At 48.3% G+C, this 26,669-nt stretch carries 19 protein-coding genes; 15 read left to right on the top strand and 4 right to left on the bottom strand.

Annotated elements, in window-relative coordinates:
• Nucleotides 1–106 precede the first annotated feature (106 nt).
• A complete protein-coding gene (gene nrdG, locus ACXMYH_RS10730; protein WP_118514645.1) occupies nt 107–601 on the top strand; it encodes an anaerobic ribonucleoside-triphosphate reductase activating protein in 495 nt (164 codons plus the stop codon).
• 216 nt (nt 602–817) lie between these two features.
• Nucleotides 818–1,132, top strand: coding sequence for a hypothetical protein (locus ACXMYH_RS10725; protein ID WP_144363868.1), 315 nt, complete (start codon nt 818–820; stop codon nt 1,130–1,132).
• 193 nt (nt 1,133–1,325) lie between these two features.
• Here ACXMYH_RS10725 and ACXMYH_RS10720 read toward each other — a convergent pair whose 3' ends face one another.
• Complete coding sequence (locus tag ACXMYH_RS10720; protein WP_486554869.1) at nt 1,326–2,456, bottom strand: aldose epimerase family protein; 1,131 nt, start codon at nt 2,454–2,456, stop codon at nt 1,326–1,328.
• 246 nt (nt 2,457–2,702) lie between these two features.
• On the opposite strand from ACXMYH_RS10720, the gene ACXMYH_RS10715 reads away from it, so the two are divergent.
• From ACXMYH_RS10715 to ACXMYH_RS10705, 3 genes are all read left to right on the top strand, one after another.
• The gene (locus tag ACXMYH_RS10715) at nt 2,703–4,211 is read left to right on the top strand and encodes a sugar ABC transporter ATP-binding protein (protein ID WP_486554868.1); all 1,509 of its coding nucleotides are present in this window, start codon (nt 2,703–2,705) and stop codon (nt 4,209–4,211) included.
• Nucleotides 4,208–5,194, top strand: a complete 987-nt coding sequence (locus ACXMYH_RS10710) for an ABC transporter permease (RefSeq protein WP_117484691.1) — start codon at nt 4,208–4,210, stop codon at nt 5,192–5,194. Before ACXMYH_RS10715 ends, ACXMYH_RS10710 begins: the two co-directional genes overlap by 4 nt.
• Nucleotides 5,195–5,301: 107 nt before the next feature.
• Nucleotides 5,302–6,378 (top strand): arabinose ABC transporter substrate-binding protein, encoded by a 1,077-nt coding sequence (locus ACXMYH_RS10705; protein WP_242994067.1) that lies wholly within the window; start codon nt 5,302–5,304, stop codon nt 6,376–6,378.
• Nucleotides 6,379–6,467: 89 nt separating this feature from the next.
• Here ACXMYH_RS10705 and ACXMYH_RS10700 read toward each other — a convergent pair whose 3' ends face one another.
• Complete coding sequence (locus ACXMYH_RS10700; RefSeq protein WP_117484692.1) at nt 6,468–7,325, bottom strand: AraC family transcriptional regulator; 858 nt, start codon at nt 7,323–7,325, stop codon at nt 6,468–6,470.
• Nucleotides 7,326–7,690: 365 nt separating this feature from the next.
• On the opposite strand from ACXMYH_RS10700, the gene ACXMYH_RS10695 reads away from it, so the two are divergent.
• Nucleotides 7,691–10,981, top strand: coding sequence for a DUF5107 domain-containing protein (locus ACXMYH_RS10695; protein WP_486554867.1), 3,291 nt, complete (start codon nt 7,691–7,693; stop codon nt 10,979–10,981).
• 163 nt (nt 10,982–11,144) lie between these two features.
• Here the strand turns inward: ACXMYH_RS10695 and ACXMYH_RS10690 are convergent, their stop codons facing one another.
• Nucleotides 11,145–15,560, bottom strand: a complete 4,416-nt coding sequence (locus ACXMYH_RS10690; protein WP_486554866.1) for an acyl-CoA dehydratase activase — start codon at nt 15,558–15,560, stop codon at nt 11,145–11,147.
• 648 nt (nt 15,561–16,208) lie between these two features.
• Between ACXMYH_RS10690 and ACXMYH_RS10685 the strand changes: the two genes are divergently transcribed.
• The 7 genes from ACXMYH_RS10685 (at nt 16,209) to ACXMYH_RS10655 (ending at nt 23,938) form a co-directional block, all read left to right on the top strand.
• On the top strand, nt 16,209–17,567 hold the full coding sequence (locus ACXMYH_RS10685; RefSeq protein ID WP_329752804.1) for an MATE family efflux transporter: 1,359 nt from the start codon (nt 16,209–16,211) through the stop codon (nt 17,565–17,567).
• 264 nt (nt 17,568–17,831) lie between these two features.
• Nucleotides 17,832–18,191 carry an ArsR/SmtB family transcription factor gene (locus ACXMYH_RS10680; protein ID WP_015512809.1) on the top strand — a complete coding sequence of 120 codons (360 nt, stop codon included), beginning with the start codon at nt 17,832–17,834 and terminating at the stop codon, nt 18,189–18,191.
• Nucleotides 18,192–18,250: 59 nt separating this feature from the next.
• Nucleotides 18,251–20,596, top strand: coding sequence for a heavy metal translocating P-type ATPase (locus ACXMYH_RS10675; protein ID WP_486554865.1), 2,346 nt, complete (start codon nt 18,251–18,253; stop codon nt 20,594–20,596).
• 25 nt (nt 20,597–20,621) lie between these two features.
• Entirely contained in the window at nt 20,622–21,140 is a 519-nt protein-coding gene (locus tag ACXMYH_RS10670; RefSeq protein WP_486554864.1) for a DUF6921 family protein, read from the top strand.
• 10 nt (nt 21,141–21,150) lie between these two features.
• On the top strand, nt 21,151–21,690 hold the full coding sequence (locus tag ACXMYH_RS10665) for a pilus assembly protein PilX (protein ID WP_486554863.1): 540 nt from the start codon (nt 21,151–21,153) through the stop codon (nt 21,688–21,690).
• On the top strand, nt 21,687–23,231 hold the full coding sequence (locus tag ACXMYH_RS10660; RefSeq protein ID WP_486554862.1) for an FAD-binding protein: 1,545 nt from the start codon (nt 21,687–21,689) through the stop codon (nt 23,229–23,231). Before ACXMYH_RS10665 ends, ACXMYH_RS10660 begins: the two co-directional genes overlap by 4 nt.
• Entirely contained in the window at nt 23,228–23,938 is a 711-nt protein-coding gene (locus ACXMYH_RS10655; protein ID WP_486554861.1) for a succinate dehydrogenase/fumarate reductase iron-sulfur subunit, read from the top strand. The genes ACXMYH_RS10660 and ACXMYH_RS10655 overlap by 4 nt, the downstream gene beginning before the upstream one ends.
• A gap of 358 nt (nt 23,939–24,296) precedes the next feature.
• On the opposite strand, the gene ACXMYH_RS10650 is transcribed toward ACXMYH_RS10655, so the two are convergent.
• On the bottom strand, nt 24,297–24,545 hold the full coding sequence (locus ACXMYH_RS10650; RefSeq protein WP_147352743.1) for a hypothetical protein: 249 nt from the start codon (nt 24,543–24,545) through the stop codon (nt 24,297–24,299).
• 195 nt (nt 24,546–24,740) lie between these two features.
• On the opposite strand from ACXMYH_RS10650, the gene ACXMYH_RS10645 reads away from it, so the two are divergent.
• Both ACXMYH_RS10645 and ACXMYH_RS10640 read left to right on the top strand, forming a co-directional pair.
• The gene (locus ACXMYH_RS10645; protein ID WP_117485747.1) at nt 24,741–25,280 is read left to right on the top strand and encodes an ECF transporter S component; all 540 of its coding nucleotides are present in this window, start codon (nt 24,741–24,743) and stop codon (nt 25,278–25,280) included.
• 53 nt (nt 25,281–25,333) lie between these two features.
• Complete coding sequence (locus ACXMYH_RS10640; protein WP_486554860.1) at nt 25,334–26,470, top strand: pyridoxal-phosphate-dependent aminotransferase family protein; 1,137 nt, start codon at nt 25,334–25,336, stop codon at nt 26,468–26,470.
• The last annotated feature ends 199 nt before the right edge of the window (nt 26,471–26,669 follow it).

The following is a 26,669-nucleotide window of genomic DNA, read 5'->3' as shown; positions in this document are numbered from 1 at the left end:
GGCAAAATTTACATAGGGCGAACGCCCGAGAGATTCTTGTTTTTATGAAATAAAAACAAGAATATGTGCACTGCGTGAAAATATAAAATAAAAAAGAGGTGATCTCATGCGCTACCACAACATTACAAAAGAGGACATGTTAAACGGCGACGGCCTGCGCACCGTCTTATGGCTTGCTGGCTGCAGCCATGCCTGTCCGGGCTGCCAGAACCCGGTGACATGGGATGTGAAAGGCGGACTCCCGTTTGACGAGGAGGCAAAGCAGGAACTTTTCGAGGCGCTGGCGCCATCCTGGATCTCCGGCGTGACATTCTCCGGCGGTGATCCGCTTCACTGGCAGAACCGGAAAGAAGTGGGAAATCTGATCGAAGAAATCCACGAAAAGTTCCCGGAAAAGACGATCTGGCTGTATACAGGATTTCTGTGGGAAGACATCTGGGATCTTCCGTTTCTGAAAAACGTGGATGTCCTGGTGGACGGACCGTTCGTGGAAGCAGAAAAAGATGTGACCCTGCACTGGAAAGGCAGCGCGAACCAGAGAGTCATCGATGTGAAACAGACGTTAAAAAATAAAAATGTAGTGCTCTATCAATCGAAATAGGACAAACGATCAGGGACAACACCTGATTTTGCCGATGCTTCGCATTCCGAATCGGCAAAATCTGCTGCCACAACTGTACACGGCAGGAGAGAGGCAGAAGGAGACAGTGACAGCTGCGTTGGCATGTGATACAATAAGACCATAGAAAACATGCAGACTCATGGGACGGATAGAAGAGAAAATTGCAGAGAACTTTCATGGAAAGGAAGAATGTCTATGCTGGCGAAATATGTACTATGTATTTTAACGATCGAATGGGCGGTACTCGGAATGCGCCTTTTAAAAGGAAAAGGACGTTCTTATGAGCGGATCCGGAATGATGAGCGGATCCGGGAAAAAGAACAGTTTGTCCGTTTTCAAGGAATGAATCTCCTGTATCTTGCACTGGTTGCATTCCTGACTCTGCTTACGACATTTGCAGGTTCCGACCGCCTGACGATCCGCTTTTTTGAGCTCACAGCATTGGCTCTGTTTGGACGGCTGCTGTATGGAAACTGGAAATACAGCGGGAAGATCTGGATCCGGTGGTGACAATATAACAGAAACTATGCATCCGAAGGAAAGCTCAGTGGGGAGATTCCTGCAGGTGTGAGAAGGCACTGAATAGTTACAAATAAACGGAAAAAGGGATTTGGCATATCAGATGATGGCCAGGTCCCTTTTTGTATTTCAAGGAATTCGAAAGAAGCTGCCAGCGGCAGAACTGTAAGTGTTACTGCGACATTTACCGGATCTGGATCCGGATCGTCCGCTCAAACGGATGTTCCGGCGTTGTGATGGAAAAATGTTCCGGCAGAACATGTGGGGAATCCGGAACATCCTGGGCTTCGAGCGCGATGGCGCATGACGGGCAGGAGTGCGTGCCGTCCGGGAATCCGATGGAATCATCGAGAAATCCGCCGGAATAGACGACGAGTGCCGGGGCATCCGTGTAAAGCGTGATGGAGTGTCCGGAAACAGGATCGCTCAGGATACATGCTTTTCTTACAGGCTGCGGAAGCGACCGGAAATTGCGGGATGTCTGGTCACGGCTCAGGATAAATGCATGGTTGTAACCGCGCGCGATGGAAATCTGCCTGCGGCAGCGGGAGCGGAGTTTTTCCTCGCGCGGCAGAAAATCCAGCCGGCTCTTAAGAGAAGCAGGGCTGGAAAAGTCGAATATCGTCCTTGCGATAGGGATGATTTCGACGGGAATATGTTCCTCATTATTCAGGCAGACATTGTTTGCGAAAACGGTGAGTGCCTCATCAAGCGCGGAAGATGAAAAGTCACCGGAAAGATTCCAGTAGGTATGATTCGACATATTGATATAAGTCGGCCGGTCCGTCGATGCCCGGTACCGGATGGTCAGCCAGTTGCTGTCATCGAGCGTATATTCCGCATGAAACGTGCGATTTCCCGGATATCCGTCAACGCCGTCGGCGAGAAATGCTGAAAATCCGATCGAGACAGAATCATAATCCTGGCGGACGAATTCTGTGTTCCAGTTCTGAGTGGAGAGATTATGCGGACCGCCATGCAGCTGGTTCGCACCTTCGTTTGGAGTCAGAGGGATCGTTTCTCCTCCGAGAAGGATGGAGGAGCCGGAGATCCTTCCGGCATTCGGGGCAAGCGTTGCTCCTGCATAACACGGACAGAGGCGGTAAAAATCGGGATTGCCGGAACTCAATGTGATCGGAAGTTCATTCCCGTCTGTTTCCGGATGGTCGGACCATTTCTTGCCTTTAAAAGCAATTTTTTGAATGGACGCTCCGATCGAAAGCAGGGAGAGTGAGAGTCCTGAATTGGTTATTATGTCGAAAAAATGCGATTTTTCTCCGGTATCAAATGTGAAAAATTTATCACTTAACTGCATGATGCGCCATCTCCTTTCTGATTCCAGTTTAAAATATTTGTATAAAAAAGAGAACATAAAAAAACGATGAGAGCAAGATTTAAAAACAATACAGCAAACGATGATAATGATGATTATCGGAAAAAAGGTATAATATAAAATAAATAAAGCGAAAGGCACAATAGTAATTATCTTCTGAAGTGACTGCCGATACAGTACGAAAAAAGAAAAAACTCAAAATGACAGTGAAAAAGGGAGGAACGCAATATGAGCAGTATGTTGGAATTTCAGAACATCTGTAAATATTTCCCTGGTGTAAAAGCACTGGATAATATTTCGTTTAAGGCATATGCAGGCGAGGTTCTGGCATTCCTTGGAGAGAACGGAGCGGGGAAATCCACACTTCTGAAAGTGCTGAATGGAGATTATCAGCCGACAAGCGGAAAATATCTGCTGGACGGTGTGGAAAAACATTTCCAGTCCCCGCATCAGGCAATCGAAGAAGGAATCTCCGTTATCTATCAGGAACGTCAGATTCTTCTGGAGCTTTCGGTCGCAGAGAATATTTATCTCGGAAGAATGCCGGTCAACCGTTTTGGATTCATTGATACCCAGAAAGCAAACCAGATGGCATCAAAGATCATTGAAGATTTTGGTCTTCCGATCCACCCGTCGACAAAAGTCAAAGATTTGAGTATCGCTTACCAGCAGATGGTCGAGATCATGAAGGCATATTCGAGAGAGAATCTGAAGGTAATCTGCTTTGATGAGCCGACAGCATCCCTTTCCGATTCAGAGATCGATGCTCTGTTTAAGATCATCGAAAAGCTGAAAGCGGAAGGCAAGATCATTATCTATGTATCTCACCGAATGGATGAGATCCAGAGGATCACCGACAAAGTGGCGATCTTCAAGGATGGTCATTATGTGACGACAGTAAAGACCGGTGAGGTCCCGGAATCGGAGATGATCCGGATGATGGTCGGACGTGATCTCGGAGATATCTACAAAAATCTCGACAGGAACAAAGAGATCGGAGAGGTTCTCCTGGAAGTAAAAAATGTTTCTTCCGACTATGTGAAAGAGAATTCCTTCGTTCTCAGAAAAGGCGAAGTGCTTGGATTTTCCGGACTTGTCGGTGCAGGACGGACAGAACTCATGAGAGCGATCATCGGCGCGGATCCGATCCGCAGCGGAGAGATCATTCTCGAGGGAAAGAAGATCCAGAACCGATCCCCGCATGAAGCGATGGAACACGGGATCGTTCTCGTACCGGAGGACAGAAAACTTCAGGGAATTCTTTCAAACCTTGATATCAGTGATAACATCAATATTTCCATGCTGGACAAAAACTCCAACAGTCTCGGCTTTGTAGATGCAAAGAAGGAAGAAAAGATCGCAGAAGACGGCATTAAAAATTTCAAGATCAAGACGCCTTCCGCAAAGAAAAAGATCGTGGAGCTGTCAGGAGGAAACCAGCAGAAATGCATCGTTGCACGCTGGATCAGCACGAATCCGAAGGTCCTGATCCTGGATGAACCGACAAAAGGAATCGATGTCGGTGCAAAGTCCGAGTTTTACCAGATGATCTGCCAGTTCGCAAAACAGGGACTCGGCGTGATCCTGATCTCTTCCGAACTGCCGGAAGTCATGGGATTATCCGATCGGATCATCGTCATGCGTGCAAGACGGATCGTCGGTGAGATTTCAGCAGAAGATGCAACTGAGAGTACACTTCTCAGCATGGGAATGATCGGGGAGGTAAAAGAAGCATGAGTACAAAGAAAAAAAGTAGGATCCATATTGACGGCGACAAGCTTGTTCTGATCGCAGCGATCATTGTAGTATTTGCATTGTTTACCTGCCTGAATAAAAACTTCCTGTCCGTCACAAACATGATCAACATCCTGATCGCGGCATCCCTCGTCGGAATGGTCGCAGTCGGACATACATATCTGATCATTGCCGGTCAGAACGACCTGTCTCCTGGTTCACTTGCAGCGTTTTCGGGAGTTGTAGCAGCACTTCTCGTATCAAAGGGAATGCCGTTCGCGGCAGCTGTGATCGTTACGATCGTCTGCGGAGCAGCCGTAGGCTTCTTCAATGCATTCATGGTCAACAAGATCCATCTGGAGGCATTCATCGCAACACTCGTAACACAGTCCATCATCCGTGGATTTGCCTACATCATCTGCGGAGGAAAACCGGTATCCATCAGCAATAAGACATTCCTTCTTCTCGGAAAAGCAAGGATCTTAAACATTCCGGTATCTGTATGGATCATGATCATCTGCATCGTCGTATTTGGTATCATCCTTGCAAAGACGAAATTCGGACGCAGCGTATATGCGATCGGCGGCAGCATGGATGCAGCAAGACTTGCAGGCTTAAATCCGAAAAAGATCATCACAACCTGTTATGTGATGATGGGTATCCTCTGCTCGATCGGCGGCATCATATTCGCGGCACGTATGAACTCCGGACAGCCGGCCGCAAACGTCAACCTCGAGTTTGATGCGATCACAGCTGTTATCCTCGGCGGTGTATCCTTCGTCGGCGGTGTCGGCAACATGGGCGGCACGATCCTCGGTATCATCCTGATCCAGTCCTTCAACACAGGACTTACGATGGTAAACGTTCCAAGCTTCTGGCAGTATGTCGCAAAAGGCGGACTTCTTCTTTTCGCTCTGACAACTGACTACATCAGAAAACAGAAGCGAGAGAAAGACCTGCTTGCAGCTTCCATGAAGAACCTGTAGATACCAGGGACCAAAGACCGGAAATCCGGTGCAAGCGGATTTTTGATCCCAACATCATTGTATCAATTATGTAAACAAAATAAATTTTATAAATGGAGGGTTTTATTATGAAAAAGATGAAAAGAACAGCAGCGTTTGCAGCAGCCGCATTATTGACAGCAACGGCACTTGCCGGATGCAGCAGCTCCGACACATCCGCAACAACAGCAGCGGCAGCAGCTGATACCACCGCAGCAGCAGCTGACACGGCGGCAGCAGATGCAGGATCATCAGAAAAAGGTGTTGTTTACGGTATTTACAAAGCCGGCGACCAGACCTGGTTCATTGATGAGGGCGCAGCAGCACAGAAGAAAGTAGAGGAAAATGGAGATGAATTCATTTTCGTAGATGCAAAGATGAGCCCGGAAGAATACCTGAAAGCAATCGATAACGCGATCGCAAACCAGGCAAAGGGAATCGTAACCTGTATCCCGGACCAGACAATGTCCCAGGCTGCCGTTGACAAGTGTAAAGAAGCAGGCATCCCGATCGTTGCAGCCGATGATGCACTTCAGAACGACGCCGGTGAAAAGATCGCTCCGTGGGTAGGAATCAATGCTTACGTCATCGGACAGGCAAACGGCGACTGGCTTGCAGCATATGCAAAAGACAACGGTCTTGTAGAAGATGAGACAAGCGGTCTTCTGATCCTGACAATGGATACCGTTTCTTCCTGCGTACCGCGTGCAGAAGGTGAGTATGATAACTTCACAGCAGGCTGCCCGGACTTCCCGACAGAAAGAATCTTTAAAGCAGACTATGACGGAACGACCGATAAAGGAAACACAGCGGCGACATCCGTTATCACAGCACATCCGGAGATCAAGAAATGGATGGTAACAGGTGCAAACGAGGAAGGTACGATCGGTGCTGTCCGTGCACTTGAGAGTGCAGGTCTTGATGCAGATGCATGCGTAGTAGGTCTTGGTGCTTACATGGCAAAAGACGAGTGGAACAACAAAGGCGCTGACGGTACCTGCATGAAGGCAGCAACATACTTCTCATCTGACTCCGTAGGAACCGGTTCTGTTGAGGTTCTGTATGATGTGATCGCTGGCAAGGACGTTCCGCAGGAGACAGCAGTCGATGCAGTTGTCGTAACACCGGAAAACTACAAAGAAGTAATGGGAAAAGCGGCAGAATAAAAAGAGACCGAGTCCTGTTTTTGTAAATCCTCTCATAAAAAGGGCTGCCTGAATGATTCCGGCAGCCCTTTTCGCATGATATGATCCGATCAGGTTCGATTCTGGTTACAGGCGAGACGGTATTCGGTCGGCGTCTGTCCGGTCACCTTTTTAAAGGTGGTACAGAAGCTGCTCTCACTGCTGAAACCGGTCTGGAAGCAGACATCCTTGATGGGGATCTCCGAAAAGTTCAGAAGATATTTTGCATTGTTTACCCGTGTCAGGATCACGTATTCATGCGGCGAGAATCCAGTCTCTTTTTTGAAAAGACGACTGAAATAAAAAGGACTTAAAGAAGCCTGGGAAGCGAGATCGTTTAAGGACAGGATCTCCGTCAGATGATTGTTGATGTAGGTGATCGTGTCCTCGATGATGCCGCCAGAGACAGCCTCCGGGTGTTCGTGGTCGCGACTGACAAAAAGTTCGGTCAGCATGTTGACAATGTAATTGTTAAACAATGCCTCCTTTAACGGGAGATGTTCCCGGAAACGGAGATAGATCTTATGGAGATACCGCTCAAACCGGTAGGTGTCTTTCAGACTGATGACCGGAGCGGAACTGCTCATGATCGCCTGATAAAATGCACGTGCCATAGGACCGTCAAAGTGGATCCATTCACATTCCCAGGGCGTCGAGCTTCTGTAGGCATGGGGATGATAACAATCGAGAAATACGATCTGGCCGGGAAGTGCCCGGAATACCTGATCATTCAGCTCAATGATGCATTCCCCGCGCTTGATGTACATGAGAAGAAAATTGTCGAACGCAGTGCGGCGGAGACTGTAATCATCGCTGTAGGAAAAATTTCCGATGATCAGCGGATAAAAAAATAAGGACTGCGCCTGGGCACTTGGGGTATAGACATAATAGTCGGAACCGGGGAGAATCCCTTTTTCGGTAGAGATCATGGAGTGTTTCCACCTTCCTTTCAAAGACGGATCCGGCAGGATCTGACGGCTGGTTACGATGTGCGCATGGTGCGGAAGATGACTTCCGGAACGAAAGAGCCGGGATGCGCAGTACTGGTTTCGATTATAAAGAGAAACGGGAAAAAGGTCAAGAATGATGAGAGCAATTTTTTGAAATTACATGGCAACTGAAGGTAATGAAAAACAGGAGTAATTACAGTATAGTATAAGCAAGAACGAAAAATAAGAGAGTTCCTGAAACGAAGGCAGGGAGATGCGGTTGCCGTTCAGGGAGATGAATTTTCTGAACTGAAAATTCCGTACAATACAGGAACGAGAATAGAAAACAGCAGGAGGTCAGAATTATGAGTGGAGTGAAGATCTGGGAAGAAAATGTGGTCATTCCTACTTATGGGATCGGAGCAGCAGATAAAAAACCTATGTTTTTGGAGAGCCGTGTTTATCAGGGAAGCTCCGGCCGGATCTATCCGTACCCGACGATCGAAAAGATTTATGATGAGAAAGAAGATAAGACGTACCATGCCGTCTGGCTGGAAAATGAGTATCTGAAAGTCATGATTCTTCCGGAGCTCGGAGGCAGGATCCAGAGAGCGTACGACAAGACGAATCATTATGACTTTGTCTATTACAACCATGTGATCAAACCGGCTCTTGTCGGCCTCTGCGGTCCGTGGATCAGCGGAGGAATCGAGTTCAACTGGCCGCAGCACCACCGCCCGACGACCTTCTCACTGGTCGACTATCTTCTGATCGAGAATCCGGACGGATCAAAGACATGCCGTGTCAGCGACGTCGATCAGATGTACGGAACAAAAGGCGAGGCAAGCTTTACCCTCTATCCGGGAAAAGCCTATATCGAGATCAAAGGTCAGCTCTATAACCGGACTTCCACACCGCAGACCTTCCTCTGGTGGGCAAACCCGGCTGTCCCGGTCAACGATCACACACAGTCGATCTTCCCGCCGGATGTCCATGCTGTGATGGATCATGGAAAACGTGACGTTTCAAGATTCCCGATCGCAACGGGTATTTATTACAAACATGACTACAGCGAAGGTGTTGACATTTCCCGTTACAAAAACATTCCGGTTCCGACCTCCTACATGGCGGAAAAGAGTGATTTTAACTTTGTCGGCGGATACGATTACCAGAAACAGGCAGGAATCCTTCATGTTGCCGACCATCATATTTCCCCCGGAAAGAAGCAGTGGACCTGGGGATGCGGCGATTTCGGAAAGGCCTGGGACCGCAACCTGACAGATGAGGATGGCCCGTATGTCGAGCTGATGACCGGCGTCTATACGGATAACCAGCCGGATTTCACCTGGTTAAAACCGATGGAGGAAAAGCGGTTTACCCAGTATTTCATGCCTTATAAGACGGTCGGAGCCGTAAAGAATGCCAGCATCGAGGTGATGGTAGGACTTGATGCGGATGAGAGCGAGATCCGTGTTGCCGCATACACAACGCAGGAATATCCGGATGCCCGAGTCATCCTTACATACGAGGGACAAGTCCTTCTGGACGAAAAGAGGATGATCTCTCCGGTCGCTCCGTTTGAGACGCATCTGGATCAGGTTGTTGAGGACGAGACAAAACTTACGGTCCGCGTTCTCGACGGAACGAGAGAGATGATCTCCTACACACCGGCGAAAAAAGAGATCCCGAAGGTTCCGGATCCGGCGGAGGCAGCGAAAGATCCGGAGGAGATCATGTCAAATGAAGAGCTGTTCCTGACAGGACTTCACATTGAGCAGTACCGCCATGCGACATACCGCCCGGACCCATACTATCTGGAAGGGCTGAAACGCGACCCGGGCGATATCCGGATCAACAATGCATACGGTTCGCTCCTGATGAGAAGAGGCTGTTTTAAGGCTGCTGAGGCACATTTCCGGACAGCGATCAAACGTGCGACCTGGAAGAATCCGAACCCGTATGATTCCGAGCCGTACTACAACCTCGGATTATCCCTGTTTTATCAGGAGCGCTATGATGAGGCGTTTGATGCATTCTATAAGGCGACCTGGTCCAATGAGCAGCAGGAGATGAGCTTCTATTACCTGGCGTGCATCGAGGCGATGAGAGGAAACTTTGAGAGTGCACTGGAACTCGCGGAAAAAGGCCTTGTGAAGAATACGCACAATATCAAGGCGAGAGGACTCCGGGCATATCTTCTCGGCAGACTCGGAAGAACGGAAGAAGCGAAAGCGGCAGTCAGCGAGAACCTTGCGATCGACCCGTTTGATTATGTCTCCATGCTGGAATCCGCATATCTGGATCCGGACCATGCAGAAGAGATCCGCGCGAAGGTCAATAAGCTCTCCAGAAACTTCCATGAGACGTATCTGATGGCGGCGAGAGACTTTGCGGAGTACGGGGCATACGACAAGGCGGTTGATACACTCCGCGAATGCAGTGAGAGCTGGCCGATGTTAAAGTACTATGAAGCATATGATCTCGGAAAGATGGGAGCTTCCCATGAGGAGATCCTGAAAGTGCTCAAAGAGGCAGAAAACTGCAGTACGGATTACTGCTTCCCGAATAAGCTGGAGGACATCCTTGTTCTGATCGATGCGCAGAAACAAGATCCGGACGGGGCAAATGCATTCTATTACCTTGGAAACCTCTGGTATGACAAGCTGCAGTACGATCAGGCGATCAGCTGCTGGGAGACTGCGGCGGAGAAGAAGCCGGAATTTGCGATCACATGGAGAAATCTCTCCCTGGCATATTACAACAAGAGAAAAGATCCGGAAAAGGCAAAGGCAGCGTTGGAAAAGGCAGCAGAACTTGCACCGAACGATGCGAGAATCTTCCTAGAGCTTGACCAGCTGTACCGGAAACTGGAAATGCCGGTCGCTGAGCGACTTTCCCGCTATGAAAAGGCAAAAGAGATCTTTATGCAGCGGGATGATCTGATGATCGAATATGTCACGCTCTTAAATCTCTCTGGCCATTATAAAGAGGCATATGACTTTATCATGGCGCACCGGTTCCATCCGTGGGAAGGCGGAGAAGGAAAGGTTACGACCCAGTATACGACCTCTCTCCTGGAGCTCGGAAAAGCGGAAATCGCAAAAGAGCACTGGAGCGAGGCAAAAGAGATCCTTGAGAAGGCGCTGGTATATCCGGAGAACCTCGGGGAAGGAAAGCTGGAAGGAACGAAGGACAACCACATCCATTATTATCTCGGACTTGCAAAAGAGCATCTCGGGGAGAACGAGGCGGCGAAGGAAGAGTATGAGGCAGCTTCGATCGGAACGGATGAACCGGCAGGAATGATGTACTACAATGACCAGCCGGCCGACATGATCTACTATCAGGGACTTGCAAAAGAGAAACTTGGTCTGCCGGTGGAGGCAAAATCGAGATATTACCGTCTGCTCGACTACGGAGAGCGCCATCTGTATGACAAGATGCGCGTTGAGTACTTTGCAGTTTCCCTCCCGGATTTCATGATCTTTGATGATGACCTGGATAAGAGAAACAAGACGCACTGCTATTATCTGATGGGACTCGGATATCTGGGACTCGGAGATAAGGAAAAGGCAGCAGAGGCATTCCGGAACGCGATGCAGCTTGATCCGACGCATTTGAACGCAGGGCGTTATCTGAAGATGGTGGAGGAATAGAAGCCGGAAAAAGTCTTAACGCAGGCATAACAGAAAAAAGAAGAGGCATGAATTTTTTACAATTCATGCCTCTTCTTTTTTGTAATTTAGGAAGCTGCCTGCTTCGATTGCGAAAAGCAATCAGCAGGCAGTCAAATCGGATCGCAGATATCCATTGATGAAATTACATGGTTGCCTCGTTCTTTTCCGCTTCCTGCTCCCTCGCATTCATGATCAGCATCTGAAGCCGGTTCTCGATGTTTGCGAAGCTGACATCCGGATCGTAGTCGAGCGGAAGGATCTGGACGTCCGGGTAGAGCTCCTTTAAGCGCTTGGAGATTCCGCGGCCGACGACGTGGTTCGGCAGACAGCCGAACGGCTGCAGGATCACAAAGGCACGGCAGCCGTGGGCGGCATGGTGCAGGATCTCTCCCGGGATCAGGACGCCCTCTCCGGCATCGAAGGTGTGGTGGATGATCGGATCACTTTCCTTTACGAGCTCCGGAAGGCGCACCGCCGGGCGGTCGTAGAGAGGGTGAGCACTCGCGATCTTGTCCGCCGCATCGTGGGCGAGATCAAAGAAGAGATCCGTCATCCGGTACCAGAGCTTTTCCTGGAGCGGCTTATGTAAATGATACTCACGGACCTGCATATCACGATAGAAGTAGGATTTCTGGATGACATCGGACATTCTCGCCTCGATGATCTCGAAGCCGTTCTGCTCTAAAAACGCCTCGATGTCATGGTTTGCACCCGGGTGGAAGTTTAAGAGGTACTCCCCGACGATCAGGACGGTCGGTCTCGGATGAGAGCGGTCATACGGAACCTGTTTCATGATCCCGATCGCCTTTGTGAAGCCGTGTTTTGCGCCGTTTACGCCATGCCTGGAAAGTCCGTCGATCACAGCGTCCATCGCCTGCTCAAAGGCGGCATCGGCACTTCCTTTTGTAAGCTCATAAGGACGGATCTTCCGGAGCAGTTCCTCCAAAATATCGATCATCGGAAGCGCGTAGGCGATCCGGAGCGCGGAGAGGAGATTTAAGCGGAATCCCGGATGGAGGTTATGGAAATCCGCATCGTCGTTTGTGAGGATCGGAACATCGGAAAATCCTGCGTCATCGAGCGCCTTTCTTAAAAGTGCACTGTAATGCGTCAGACGGCAGTCGCCGATATATTTTCCGGTTGCGATCGCGACATCTTTTCCATCGTATTTTCCACTCTTTAAAGCGGCGAGCGCTTCACCGATCACGATCTGGGCAGGGAAGCAGATGTCATTGTGGACATATTTTTTGCCGAGACGGATCGCCTCGTCCCGCCCGATCGGCAGCGGCTCCGCGCGGAGCCCCTGTTTTTCCATCGCTGCCGACATGACGCGGCAGAATGCGTGGGAGGTATTCGGGATCAGAACGATGCGCTCTTTTCTGTCTTTCTTCTCGTACTTTACCGGGTACGGATCCGTGAGGGCATGGACCGGAGCTTCCTCGTGCTTTTCTCTCTGCATCCGGACTGTCTCGATAAAGGACCGGACACGGATCCGGAGCGGTCCCTGGATCTCACTCTCGTCGAGCTTTAAGACGAGCGGGATCTTCCCGGATACCTGTTTCATGAGGCGGATGATCTCATCGGAGAGGTAGGCGTCATGGCCGCAGCCGAAGCTTACGATCTGGACATATTCCAGGTGTGGATTTTCAGCGGCAATGACAGCGGATCCGAGCATTCTCGCATGGTAGTTGTTGACGACATCGAGGCGGCTGTTGGTGAGATCCACGTCGTTGACGCCCGGAACGGCATCTGCGGTGAGGACCGGGATGCCGAGACTCGTGAACATCTCCGGAAGGTTGTGGTTGACCAGCGGATCATTCTGATACGGTCTCGAGGCGAGGATCACGGCGTAGCGGTTCTCATCCGTGACCTGTTTTAAGATCCGTTCGCCTTCTGCTAAGAGCTCCTGGTGGAAGGAATCCTCCGCCATGTCGGCATAGCAGATTGCCTCTTTGATCTCGGATTCCGGAACCTGATAAGTCTCATGGATATATTTTGTGAGCTGCTCATTCCGGTCTTCTTTCGTGTACCAATGGAACAGCGGATTGTCAAACGGGATCCCGAATACATGCTCCGGATTGTCGGAGTTTTTGATGACGAGCGGATATCCCTTTACGATCGCACACATCCATTCACTCGTCTTTTCCTTGTTTTCCGACTGGACGGAGGTGATGGACGGCATGAAGATCCGGTCCACATGCATGTTCGCGAGACTGCGGATATGTCCGTGGACGAGCTTCGCCGGGAAGCAGACCGTATCGGAGGCAACCGCGGAAAGTCCCGACTCGTAGAGCTTGTGGCTGCTCGGGGCGGACACACGGACGGTAAAGCCGAGAGAGCGGAAAAATGTGGACCAGAACGGCATGGTCTCCCAGAAGGAGAGGACACGCGGGATCCCGATCACAAGATTCCTGGAGGTTATGTGTTCCGGGACCGGGTAATCTTTCCACAGCAGGGATTCCCGGAGCTTGTAGCAGTTCGGGACTTTGTCACGCTTTTCCATGCGCTCGCGCTGAAGTTTCTGAACAGCCGGATCTTTCGGGTCTCCGAGGACCTCTCCGCGCTCACAGCGGTTGTTGGTGACCCAGGACTGGCCGTTCGGGAAGCGGACGATCGTTCGTTTGCAGTGGTTCGTGCAGAACGGGCACGGGGCGTTCGCCTCCTGGGTGTAGGAAAAGGAATCCATCGCGTCAAGTCCGATGAAAGTCCGCTTTTTCGTTCCATCCGCCATCGCCTCTTTTGTGAGGATCGCGGCGCCGATCGCACCCATCATGCCCGGATACGGGGCGCGGACGATGGTCTTTCCGGTGTACTGCTCAAATGCGCGCAGAACGGCGTCATTCCGGAAGGTTCCGCCCTGGACCATGATGTGATCCCCGAGAGAGTCGAGGTTCGAGATCCGGATGACCTTCGTGAAGACATTCTCGATGATAGAACGGCAGAGGCCGGCCATGATATCTTCCGGCTTTTTCCCGTTTCTCTGCTCGGTGACGATGCTGCTGTTCATGAAGACGGTACAGCGGCTGCCGAGGATCGCCGGATTTTTCGAGGAAAAGGCGGCGTCTGCGATCTCCGTCACCGGGATCTTCAACGTGGAAGCGAAGTTTTCCAGGAAGGAACCGCAGCCGGAGGAACATGCCTCGTTGACGAGAATGTTCGTGATGATGCCGTGGTCGAGCCAGATGGCCTTCATGTCCTGGCCGCCGATATCGAGAAGAAACGTGATGTCCGGCATGTACTGGAACGCGGCTCTCGCATGGGCAACCGTCTCGACGACATGGTATTCGGTGGAAAATGCCCTGGAGAATAAAAGTTCACCGTATCCGGTGGAGCCGCAGCCTAAGATCTCCAGAGTTACGCCCGCATCGCGGTAACGGTTCCGCATGGTGATCAGGGCATTTTTTGCGACGGTCAGCGGATCGCCCTGGTTGGAGGCGTAGAAGAAGTCGAGAAGCTTTCCGTCATCGCCCATCAGGACAAATTTTGTCGTGGTACTGCCGGAGTCGATGCCGAGCCATGCGCGGATGGTCGTTCCGGGTGTGAGTGCTGCCGGAGTGAAGTCTCCCTTCGGATGTTCTTTTAAGAAGGTGTCATGTTCCTCTTTGGAGGAGAAGAAGAGCGGGGCTGCATGTTCCTGACCGGAATGCTGCTTTTTCTTCGTGTCCTCCTGGACCTGTTCCAGGAGGGAGACCCACTCAGTGAGCGGAAGGAAGGTGACCGGAGCGTCCGAGGCTTCCGGATCTGCCTCTTTGAACATGCCGTTTAAGGAGAGTGCTGCACCGTAGGCGACCATGATCTCCGGGTGTTCCGGGACTAGGCGCTCGTTTTCTTTCAGGTTCAGACGTTCAGAGAAGACATCGATCAGCTTCGGGTTGAAGGTCAGCGGACCTCCCTCAAAGACGACCGGAGGTTTGATATCGAGTCCCTGTGCAAGTCCGCCGATCGTCTGTTTGGCGATCGCGTGGAAGGAGGAGAGGGCGATATCAGCTTTTGCGACTCCCTGGTTTAAGAGCGGCTGGATATCGGTTTTTGCGTAGACGCCGCAGCGCCCGGAGATATCGTAGACGCAGGTTCCCTTGCAGGCAAGTTCGTTCATTTTTTCCGGCGGGGTCTGGAGAATGGAAGCAACTTCGTCGATGAAGGCGCCGGTTCCTCCGGCACAGCTTCCGTTCATGCGCATGTCGGCGACGTTTAACGCGCCGGTTTTTGAATCCGTCTTGAAGAAGATGATCTTTGCATCCTGACCGCCGAGTTCGATGGCGGTACCGACGGTCTCGTATGTCTTCTTTAACGCGATGGAGTTTGCGACAACCTCCTGGATATAAGGGGTATCGGCTGCTTCTGCGACCGGTTTTGCCCCGGAGCCGGTGAGTATGATCCTGGCTTTTGTGTCAGGAAATTTTTCTGCCGCCTGCCGGATCGCGAAGAGGACGCTTGCAAGCTGATCTGCGTGGTGGCGGCGGTAGTCAGAGTATAAGAGTGATTCGGTCGTCTTGTCGAGGACCGTGATTTTTGTAGTGGTGGAACCGACATCGATTCCGATGAGTAATTGTTTCATATATTTGATCTTTCGTGATAGTGATTTATCGGGTCTGCACCGACAGAAAGAAAAAGGGCATAAACCCGTTTCGTACCTGGATTTACGCCGATTTCTACACGATGCTGGTGATATTTTAGCGCTGGATTTTTTAAAAGTCAAGGAAATAGGTGCGAGGGAAGCGTTAAAAACGTGTTAAGAAGTGAGTGGCTTCGGACGGGGCCGGTGAGTTTCCGCTCAGGAGTGCAAGGTGATCGCGGGAAGGTTCCTCTAGGCTTGCAGGAGACTGCTAAGGGCGAATGCCAGGTGACACAACTTGCTGCGCTCAAACAAGTGTCACCTGGCATTCAACGCATTCTCCCGCGAGCCAAGAGGAAGCCAGATCCCGTGATCAAGGCACTCCTGATCGGAAGCTCACCTGCTGCAGGCGCATTGACCGCAGGATAAGGTGGGAGGGATAGGTGAAGACTGTGGTTTTAGCTGCGGTACAGGGGAAAATCGGCATACTATGATTTACGTGAACAATGAGCCAAGGTCTGCGCTTGCGTGAGACATTGGCGACTGTCGCGATAACAAGGGGAAACTCGCGAAGCGTGTTTTCACTTGTTGAAGTTTCATGGAAAATCCAGTATAATTTTGTAAGATTATGATACTTTTGGAGGGGTTTTTATGAGCCGGACAAGTATGGATATGACGCGGGGATCTTTGAAGAAACAGATCCTGTTTTTCAGTATTCCGCTGATGCTTTCGAATTTGCTGCAGGTTCTGTTCAACATGTCGGATATTGCGGTGATCGGGCAGTTTGCGGGGGCGATGTCTCTGGGGGCGGTTGGTTCTACGACGACGTTGATCTCGATGTATACGGGATTTCTGATCGGACTTTCCGGTGGGATCAATGTGCTGACGGCGCTTTATATCGGGGCGAGGAACCGGAAGTCGGTTTCGGAGACGGTACATTCGGCGTTTCTTGTCAGCCTGGTGGTCGGATTGATCCTGCTGATTTTGGGAGTTTCTACATCGCGCGGTGTGCTGGTGCTTTTAAATACGAAGGAGGAGCTGATCGACAAGGCCGCTCTGTACATCCGGATCTATTTCCTGGGGATTCCGGCGCTTGCGCTTTATAATTTCGGAAACGCGGTGTTCAGTGCGGCCGGGGATACGGGGCGTCCGCTGAGATATCTGTTTTTGTCGGGGATCGTGAATGTGATCCTGAATCTGTTTTTTGTGATCGTCTGTAAGCTTGATGTAGTTGGAGTGGCGCTTGCGAGTGCGTTGTCTCAGTGCCTTTCGGCGTTTCTGATCGTGATGGCATTGTTCCGGAGTCATGAAGATTTCGGACTGCATCTTGCAAAGCTCCGGCTTTCGAAGGATAAGGCGCAGGCGATCCTGCGGCTCGGGATCCCATCTGGTTTTCAGAATGCGATCTTCGGGATCGCAAATCTGTTTGTCCAGCTCGGCGTCAATTCTTTCAGTGCCGTGATGGTAGCGGGAAATTCCGCGGCGGCGAATGCGGATGCGCTGATCTACGATGTGATGGCGGCGTTCTATACGGCCTGCGCGAGCTTTATGGGGCAGAACTACGGCTCCGGAAACAAAAAGCGTGTGCGGGACAGTTATTTTGTGAGTCTTGCATATTCATTCGGGATCGGACTTGCGATGGGACTTCTTCTCGTCGTGTTCGGAAAGCAGTTCCTGTCCTTATTTACGAATGACCCGGAAGTCATGGCAGCGGGAATGAAGCGCCTGACGATCATGGGATTTTCCTATGGGATCTCCGCGTTCATGGACTGCACGATCGCGGCATCCCGGGCACTCGGAAAGAGTCTGGCACCGATGGTCATCGTGATCTTGGGTTCCTGCGTATTCCGGATCGCGTGGGTCTATACGGTCTTTGCGTATTTTCAGACGATCCCGTCCCTGTATCTGCTCTACAGCTGTTCCTGGTCGCTCACGGCGCTCGCGGAGATCCTGTATTTTGTACATGCGTACCGGAGGGCGATGGAGAAGATCGCGGAAACGCGGAGCTGACAGGGGGTGTTGAGCGGGAGATGATTCTTGTTTGGATGGCTGGAAGATGGGTGATAGAAAGAGCGTAATAACTCGGAATTTACAGGAAGTGTGACAAGAAAGCCAAAACGGTATACTGGGAAAAAAAGATTAAGAAAAGAATAAAGAGCTGGTTTTAATTGTAAAATTTATGGGGAACTAACATCAGCTTATTGACATAAATATAAAAATAAGTATAATAATAGTTGAGTAATTGTTCAACTATTATTATTTTGAGGTGAATATATGTCAAAAACGTCTTATATTTGTAATTGCGATGTAATTCATGAGGATATTGTGAATGATGTGAAATCCAAGATGCAGCCAAAAGATGATTATATCCAGTTGGCTTCTTTGTTTAAGCTATTTGGAGATGGAACTAGAGTACAAATCTTACACGCTCTAGAACAGAGTGAGATGTGTGTATGTGATCTTGCAGTGCTACTGGGGGTAACAAAATCTGCAATTTCGCATCAGTTAAAGGCATTACGCCTAGCGAATCTGGTAAAATTCCGTAAAGAAGCACAGATAGTTTACTACTCGCTGGCAGATGATCATGTGAAAGAGATTATTGACAAGGGATTTGAGCATCTTTGGCAGAAATAATATTTTTTAATATTATAGTTGAGTAATTGAACAATTAAACAAATTGTAAGGAGATTATCATGAAACGCATATTTCTATTAAAAGGGTTGGACTGTCCAAATTGTTCCGCAAAAATTGAAAAAGAAGTCGGAGAGTTGGATGGAGTGCAATCCTCAGTGGTAAATCTGATGAAGCAGACGCTTACAATCAATGTTACTCAGACAGCCGCAGATACGATAGCCAGTCAGATTGAAACGATTGTTCATAGTCATGAGCCAGATGTGGAAGTTCAGGAAGAAACCGTTATGAATGTTACAAAGAGTTATTCGTTAAAAGGGTTGGACTGTCCGAATTGTTCCGCAAAAATTGAAAAAGAAGTCGGAGAGTTGGATGGAGTGCAATCCTCAGTGGTAAATCTGATGAAGCAGACGCTTACAATCAATGTTGCTCAGACAGCCGCAGATACGATAGCCAGTCAGATTGAAACGATTGTTCATAGCCATGAGCCAGATGTGGAAGTTTCTGAAATTGTACAGGAATCTTATATACCGGAAAAAAAGCAGGAGGCCAATGAATCCTATAACAATGAGGATAAGAAGTTGACAGTTCGTTTAGCGACTGGTGCAGCAATCTATGCCATTGGTATGGCATTGACTGTTTTTGCGAAAGTGCCACTGCCTATCGAGTTAGCTTTTCTCATTGTTTCTTATGTTATTCTTGGTGGAGATGTTGTATGGCAAGCTGTGAGGAATATTTCAAAGGGACGTGTGTTTGATGAACATTTCCTAATGAGCGTTTCTACGATTGGTGCTTTTGTCATTGGTGAATATCCAGAAGCAGTTGCTGTTATGCTATTCTATCAGGTAGGTGAATTTTTTCAGTCATTGGCTGTTAAGCGTTCAAGAAAATCTATATCAGACTTAATGGATATACGTCCAGATTCTGCTACAGTAAGAAGAAATGGGGAATTGATTACCATATCTCCAGAAAATGTCTCCATTGGTGAGATTATTATTGTAAAGCCTGGTGAAAAAATTCCATTAGACGGTGTGGTATTGGATGGAGATTCTATGCTGGATACAAGCGCCTTAACAGGAGAATCAGTTCCGAGAAGTGTTCATAAAGGAGACGAAGCACTTTCCGGTTGTATGAATCAGACGGGTGTCTTAATGATTAAGACAACAAAAGCATTTGGTGAATCTACGGCTTCAAAGATTATTGATCTTGTGGAAAATGCGTCAAGCCGAAAAGCACCAACAGAAAATTTTATTACTACATTTGCACGTTATTATACACCTGTGGTTGTAATCTTAGCAGCTTTTCTGGCGATTCTGCCACCGATCATTCTTGGCGGAGGCTGGACAGAGTGGATTCGCAGAGGATTTGTTTTCCTTGTGGTATCTTGTCCATGTGCATTGGTTATTTCAATCCCGCTGACTTTCTTCGGCGGCATTGGTGCAGCATCTAAACGAGGTGTTCTTGTAAAAGGAAGCAATTATTTAGAGGCACTTAATAATGTCAGCGTTATTGTGTTCGATAAAACCGGAACACTTACAAAAGGTGTTTTCAATGTGACGGATATTTTGCCTGCAAATGGATTTTCAAAAGAACAGGTTCTGGAGTATGCGGCAGAGGCAGAGAGTTTTTCTAACCATCCTATTGCAAAATCCATTCTTGCTGCTTATGAAAAAGAAATTGATCAGTCAGTGATTTCTGATTATAAGGAAATTTCAGGATATGGAATCAGTGTAATGGCAGGGGAAAAGAAAGTTTTTGCTGGCAATACGAAACTTATGGATACAGAATGTATAGAGTACACAACCTGTGAAAACGCAGGTACAAAAGTTTATTTGGCTGTAGATGGTCAATATGCAGGATGTATTTTGATAACAGATGAAGTGAAGCCGGACAGTAAAAAAGCAATTTCTGACCTGAAACATATCGGCGTGGAAAAAACAGTCATGCTTACCGGTGATGATGAAAAAATTGGGAAGTCCGTTGCAGAAGAATTGCAGTTGGATGAATATTATGCACAGCTGCTTCCTGACCAAAAAGTGGAAAAGGTTGAGCTTTTAGATGGTAAAAAGAGACCGGGAAGCAAATTGGCTTTTGTTGGTGATGGTATCAATGACGCTCCTGTCCTTGCTCGTGCAGATGTTGGTATTGCAATGGGTGGTCTTGGTTCAGATGCGGCCATTGAAGCTGCGGATGTGGTTCTGATGACAGATGAACCATCTAAGCTGGTGGATGCGATTGAAGTAGCAAAAGCGACAAAACAGATTGTCATGCAGAATATAGTGATTGCCCTTGGAATTAAGAGTGTGTTCCTGATCCTTGGTGCTCTGGGTATAGCTGGAATGTGGGAAGCTGTATTTGGTGATGTAGGCGTTACCATAATTGCCGTCTTGAACGCAATGAGGATTTAAAAAAAATAAGAAACGAGGTGGCAATGTGAAACGGAAATTGATTCTGTTAGCAGTTACAATTGTTTTTCTTGCAGGTTTCGGTGCACTTTTGCACTCACCGCCCTCTATGATTGATGCAGTCACAGGAGCAACACCGAAGTCAAAAAAGGCGGCTCAAGCCTCCGCACAGTTGGAAGGCTCTTATGTTCTCGGTATTAATATGATGTCAGATGGTCTCGACAACGAGAACACCCGGGATAAATTAAAAGAATTGGCACTGGACGATTCGGAAACAAATGAAACAGATCTCATGAAAACGGACATTAGTTTTCGGTTATATGTATCTGAGACGGATTATCCGCTTGTCAGTTATGCTAAGAAACTCTGTGACAGGTTGAAACAGGCCGGTTTCTCCGTAGATCTGAAAGAGTACAGTAACACAATGATGCTATCAAGAGTGGTAAGTGGAAAGTATGATGTATTCCTGGCACCGGATGATTTTATTGACGTTACAACGCTAACACAGATGGACTATATGATCATGGACAGCGAAGAAATGAGGTGAGCGGGAATTTATGAGAAAATGGAATACGATTTTGTCTGTTTTAATGCTTCTCATTTTTATGATTCATGGAATCATGGGCAGCTTTATGCTGAACGGAGTTGGAAGTAGCGCAGGGAAACTTCTTGCATGGATTGGTGTTGGTATTCTTGTTTTGCATACGGTGATTGGTGTCATCCTGACAGTTCAGAGTTTACAGACAGCGAAGCAATCCGGAAAAATGTATCTGAAACAGAACGCCATATTCTGGGCGAGACGAGCCAGTGGGCTGGCAATACTGATCCTGCTGTTCTTCCATATTGGCTTGTTTGGAAAGGTGCAGAATGGGACATATATTTTGTTCCCTTTTACAACTGTAAAGATGGTAACTCAGCTTTTGTTCGTAGCGGCAATTTTTGTTCATATTTTTATCAATATCCGCCCATTGCTCGTATCACTGGGAATCATCAGTTATAAAGAACGAAGGAGTGATATTTATTTGATCCTTTCGGTGTTTCTTCTTTTTATAGCGGGAGCGGTTATTTTATATTATATTGGGTGGCAATATCTATGAGTAAGACAATTATTATTATAGGTGCTGGACTGGCAGGACTTTCAGCGGCTTTGCAGGCAGCGGAAAATGGATGCAATGTAAAACTGGTTTCCTCCCTTCCGTCAGAGCGGGCACAGTCTGTTATGGCGGAGGGCGGTATCAACGCAGCTTTGAATACAAAAGATGAAAACGACAGTCCCGAAGAACATTTTACAGATACAATAAAGGCAGCATGTGGTCTGGCAGACCCAAATGCAGTTTGGGGAATGACACAGGCAGCACCAGAGCTGGTGCACTGGCTGCTAAAACTTGGAGTTAAATTTAACATGAGTGGCTATGATGATGTGGATCTGCGGAATTTTGGCGGGCAGAAAAAGAAACGGACTGCTTTTGCACAGAGCGATACCGGGAAGCAGATCATGACAGCTATGATAGACGCTGTTCGCAGGAAAGAAGCATCTGGTATGGTAGAACGGTTCAGCCATCATTCTTTCCTAACACTTCGTCTGTGTGGCAATATTTGTTGTGGCTGCGTAATCAGGGATGAATACAGTCAGGAGACTGTGGAATTACCGGGGGATGCGGTTATTGTTGCCACCGGTGGTATGCACGGATTGTTTGGAAATACAACGGGTTCGCTGAGCAATACAGGAGAAGTCACCGCAGAATTGTTCCGGCTTGGTGTTCCTCTGGCAAATGGCGAGATGATCCAGTATCATCCGACAACTGTGAAATGTGGTGGAAAACGCATGCTCATCAGCGAGGCGGCCAGAGGGGAAGGTGGCAGGTTGTTTGCCATGAAAGATGGAAAACAATGGTATTTCATGGAGGAAAAATACCCGGAGCTTGGAAATCTGATGCCACGAGATATTACCGCCAGAGAGATATGGAAGGTCAGCCATGAATCAGAGGTATTTCTCGACATGACGGAAATATCGGACGAGATTATTTCAAATAAGCTATCTGGTCTGGCAGACGATTGTATGACCTATCTGCATAAAGATATACGAAAGGAACCGGTGTCTGTTTTACCGGGAATTCACTATTTTATGGGAGGCATTCTGGTGGATGAGCAGCACAGAACGCCGATTCAGAATCTTTACGCTGCCGGAGAATGCTGTGCCCAATATCATGGTGCCAACCGTCTTGGTGGAAATTCTCTGTTAGGAGCGTTATACGGAGGACGTGTTGCGGCAAAATCAGCATGCGAACAGGCAGATGTAGTAGATCTATCTTGTGCGACACAGATAGATTTTCCACCAGCGTCTCAAATTTCAGAAATAAAGCAATTAAACAAAGTGATGCAGGAGACTATGGGCGTTGTCAGAAATGAGAATACGTTGTTAAATGGGATTCAAACGGTACAAGCGCTGACAGGAAATCTTCCATTGCTTGGCATGGCAGTTCTAAAGAGTGCTCTTGCAAGAAAAGAAAGCCGTGGTGCACACTGGCGGGAGGATTATCCGAAGAGCAATGACGATGATTACCTTAAAACAACGGTAGCCAGATTTGATGGAAAGCAGATACAGATTTCCTTTGTACCTGTTCCAGAAAGGCGGTGATTCACTTGGTATATAAAATAAGAATCAAGCGGCAGGAGAGTCAGAAATCAGACAGTTATTGGCAGGAATTTGAGTATGACGGAAGCAAAAACAGCTCTGTTGCCACTGTTCTAAAGGAATTGAACAGTAGAACCCCTTTGAAAGATAACTCAGGAAATATAGTTACTCCCATCAGCTGGGAATGTAGCTGTATGGTGCGAAAATGTGGGGCTTGCGCCATGCTGATTAACGAACGTCCGAGGCTGGCATGCTCTACATTTCTACATACGTTAAAAGGTTCTACAATCACCTTGGAACCTTTAAGCAAATTTCCGCTTGTAAGAGATTTGATCGTTGACCGGTCAATTCTGTTTGAAAATTTGAAAAAACTGAATCTTTGGCTTGAAAGTGAAGCTTATATGAATCCGTGGACACATGAACCGAGATACCAGTCGGCACGCTGTCTGATGTGTGGCTGCTGCCTTGAAGTGTGTCCTAACTTCTCTGCAAATGGGACTTTCGCAGGCGCTGTTGCTGCAGTCAACGCATTTCGGATTCTGAATGAAGAACAGGAAAGCACTCATTTGAATGAGATTTCTGCTGAATATAAGAAGAAATATTTTGAGGGATGCGGGAAGTCGTTATCTTGTCATGATATTTGTCCGATTGGTCTGCCTGTGGAAGAACTGCTTGTAAGGTCGAATGCAGCGGCTGTTTGGGGCAAATAAAATGGAGGATAAAAGCTATAATGAATGTATGAAGAGAATCAAAAACTTGATTCTCTTTTTTTAAAATACATACATTGACAAATATCTATGTTATATTATATTGAACATAGACAATGATCAATGTGAGGTGTCAATATGAATGCAATGGACTGGCGAGTAAACTTATTAACTGATAAATTCCGATTTATGTAATAAAATTCTCATGCAAAAGCTTCTTTTAACATATCCGAAAAATCCTCAATGTAATACCCGGAATTATCCTTTCGCCAGAAGGCGCAGTATGTCTTCCGGACAGGATCCCCGTTTCTGACGAGAGGAATCCGGTCAATGGTGGAATCCGACCATACAGGATCGCCGATCACATCGACGGGCATATATCCCTGTCCGGATGGGTCATCAGGATACAGGGGATATTTTTTAATTCAGCGATATCGATCATTTCCAGACGTCCAAGCGTATTTCGGCTGGAAATTTCGATATACATCCGGCTTTCAGCCAGGATTTCATTGTTGTAGCGGTCGGAAAATGCCCGTCTCTGGTCATTCAGTACGAGGTCGACCCGGTCCGTTTCCATTGCTCTGTAGAGTTCTTCATGACTTCCGACCATGATATGCTGTATTTTGGGCGAACAAGAAAAATACGGTAATCTGGACTGGTCAAATTAACAAAAACTGGCTGTTTTAAAAAGTCCATATATCATATATCATAAGGCTAAGCTGATACAGCAAATACAAAAAGAAAGCCTGATGTCATTCTCCAAGGGCCCTGAGAGTACATTCATCGGGAAAAGAGGAATGATGATATGAGCACAAACCAGGCAGCAGTGGCTGCAAAAAAAGGATACAGCACAAAAGAACTCGTTTTAGATGCAATGTTTATTGCGCTGACGTATGTATTTACAGCCTTTGTAAATGTGAGACTCCCGATCGCGGCAAACGGAGGACTGATCCATCTCGGAAATGTACCGTTATTTATCTGCGCGATCCTGCTTGGAAAACGCACTGGCATGCTGGCTGGCGCTTTTGGTATGGGACTGTTTGATCTGTTATCCGGCTGGACGGCATGGGCGCCGTTTACGTTCGTGATCGTAGGTGCGATGGGTTACGCAGTTGGCGCGATCACAGAAGGACACCACAGCTTAACGAGAGATGCGATCGCGATCGCGGTTGCGTGCGTGATCAAGGTTGTAGGATACTATATCGCAGAAGTGATCATTTATCACAACGTGTTTGCCCCGGTTGCTTCGATCCCGGGAAATCTGGTCCAGATCGGCACAGCAGCTGTAATCGTTATGATCTGCATTGAGCCGCTTCGCAAGATCCTGCGCCCTGTCTTAAAATAAAAGGAAGCTCCGGGCAGGGATTTGATCCTGCAGGCGAGAGAAAGGAAGAGATTATGTACGATATCATGACACCCGGCCCTACACAGGTGCGGGAAAATGTACGGCAGGCGCGGGCGCTTGCCTGCACCAATCCGGATCTGGATGCCGATTTCTATGATTTTTACAAGGAGACCTGTGAGGAGATCAGCGAGCTCCTTCATACGAAAAATGAGACGCTGATCCTCGACGGAGAAGGAATTTTAGGACTGGAAGCGGCCTGTGCGACGCTCACCGAAAAGGGAGACCGCGTGCTTGTAATGGATAACGGAGAATACGGAAAAGGCTTTGCCGGGTTCGTGACCATGTACGGCGGAGAGCCGGTCCTTTACTCCACCGACTACCGCAACGCGTTTGATGTGGCGGAACTGGAAAAATATCTGGAAAAAGATCATGACTTTAAATATGCGGCGCTGGTACACTGTGACACTCCAAGCGGGATGTTAAATGATGTCTCAAAGCTCTGCCCGCTGTTAAAGAAGTATGGGATCCTGACCCTGGTGGACTCCGTTTCGGCCATGTTCGGCGAGGAGATGCGGGTGGACGATTATCAGATCGATCTTCTCTGCGGAGGATCCCAGAAAGCGGTTTCCGCACCTCCAGGATTAAGTTTTGTGACGATCAGTGCGGATGCTTACAAGGCGATGCATTCGCGGAAAACACCGGTCGCGTCCTTCTATGCGAACATCCTGGCGTTTGACGGCTATTATGAGAAAAAGTGGTTCCCGTATACGATGCCGATCAGCGATATCTACGGACTGAGACAGGCGTTCGATAACATTAAAAATGATCCGTATATGTTGGAGCGGCATGCAAAGATCGGAAATGCGGTCCGGGCGGCAGTAAAAGAAGCCGGCCTGGAATTATACCAGGAGACAGGATTTTCCAACACTGTGACGGTATTCAATGTCCCGGAAGGGACCACGGACACCGCGATCCTCACCGCGATGAAGGAAAAATGCAACATCATGCTGGCCGGATCCTTCGGCGCGTTTGCGGGGAAAGTGATCCGCATCGGGCATATGGGCGAAAACGCCTATCCGGAGAAAGTGGGAGCCGTGATGGCCGGTCTGGATCTGGTATTCAAAGATCTGGGAATCACGCTGAAGTGCAGCCTGAAAGAGGCGTATGACAGGAAGATGAGCGAGCAGTAAAGGAATGTCGGCAGAATGCTGCTATGGCAGTTTTTTCACGGGTAAGAATTACGATTTTATCGGATGATCAAAGAAAATATGATAAATGCATAAAACGAAAAAGACCTGCAGAAATGTATGAAATCTGCAGGTCTTTTTATGTTGATATAGATTATCGGAATCTACCGGCTTGTGCCGACCGGAATTATACGCCAAGTCT

It is taken from the genome of Pilosibacter sp. NGB245, from assembly GCF_057397225.1.
This window is presented reverse-complemented; position numbering and strand designations above follow the sequence as displayed.

Excerpts from the sequence above, each read along its gene's own strand:
- ACXMYH_RS10645 (WP_117485747.1), top strand. The coding sequence starts at position 24,741 with ATGAGCACAAACCAGGCAGCAGTGGCTGCAAAAAAAGGATACAGCACA.
- ACXMYH_RS10690 (WP_486554866.1), bottom strand. The coding sequence starts at position 15,560 with ATGAAACAATTACTCATCGGAATCGATGTCGGTTCCACCACTACAAAA.
- nrdG (WP_118514645.1), top strand. The coding sequence starts at position 107 with ATGCGCTACCACAACATTACAAAAGAGGACATGTTAAACGGCGACGGC.
- ACXMYH_RS10660 (WP_486554862.1), top strand. The coding sequence starts at position 21,687 with ATGAGTAAGACAATTATTATTATAGGTGCTGGACTGGCAGGACTTTCA.
- ACXMYH_RS10710 (WP_117484691.1), top strand. The coding sequence starts at position 4,208 with ATGAGTACAAAGAAAAAAAGTAGGATCCATATTGACGGCGACAAGCTT.
- ACXMYH_RS10725 (WP_144363868.1), top strand. The coding sequence starts at position 818 with ATGCTGGCGAAATATGTACTATGTATTTTAACGATCGAATGGGCGGTA.
- ACXMYH_RS10650 (WP_147352743.1), bottom strand. The coding sequence starts at position 24,545 with ATGGTCGGAAGTCATGAAGAACTCTACAGAGCAATGGAAACGGACCGG.
- ACXMYH_RS10695 (WP_486554867.1), top strand. The coding sequence starts at position 7,691 with ATGAGTGGAGTGAAGATCTGGGAAGAAAATGTGGTCATTCCTACTTAT.
- ACXMYH_RS10680 (WP_015512809.1), top strand. The coding sequence starts at position 17,832 with ATGTCAAAAACGTCTTATATTTGTAATTGCGATGTAATTCATGAGGAT.
- ACXMYH_RS10675 (WP_486554865.1), top strand. The coding sequence starts at position 18,251 with ATGAAACGCATATTTCTATTAAAAGGGTTGGACTGTCCAAATTGTTCC.
- ACXMYH_RS10640 (WP_486554860.1), top strand. The coding sequence starts at position 25,334 with ATGTACGATATCATGACACCCGGCCCTACACAGGTGCGGGAAAATGTA.
- ACXMYH_RS10705 (WP_242994067.1), top strand. The coding sequence starts at position 5,302 with ATGAAAAAGATGAAAAGAACAGCAGCGTTTGCAGCAGCCGCATTATTG.
- ACXMYH_RS10700 (WP_117484692.1), bottom strand. The coding sequence starts at position 7,325 with ATGATCTCTACCGAAAAAGGGATTCTCCCCGGTTCCGACTATTATGTC.
- ACXMYH_RS10685 (WP_329752804.1), top strand. The coding sequence starts at position 16,209 with ATGAGCCGGACAAGTATGGATATGACGCGGGGATCTTTGAAGAAACAG.
- ACXMYH_RS10720 (WP_486554869.1), bottom strand. The coding sequence starts at position 2,456 with ATGCAGTTAAGTGATAAATTTTTCACATTTGATACCGGAGAAAAATCG.
- ACXMYH_RS10665 (WP_486554863.1), top strand. The coding sequence starts at position 21,151 with ATGAGAAAATGGAATACGATTTTGTCTGTTTTAATGCTTCTCATTTTT.
- ACXMYH_RS10715 (WP_486554868.1), top strand. The coding sequence starts at position 2,703 with ATGAGCAGTATGTTGGAATTTCAGAACATCTGTAAATATTTCCCTGGT.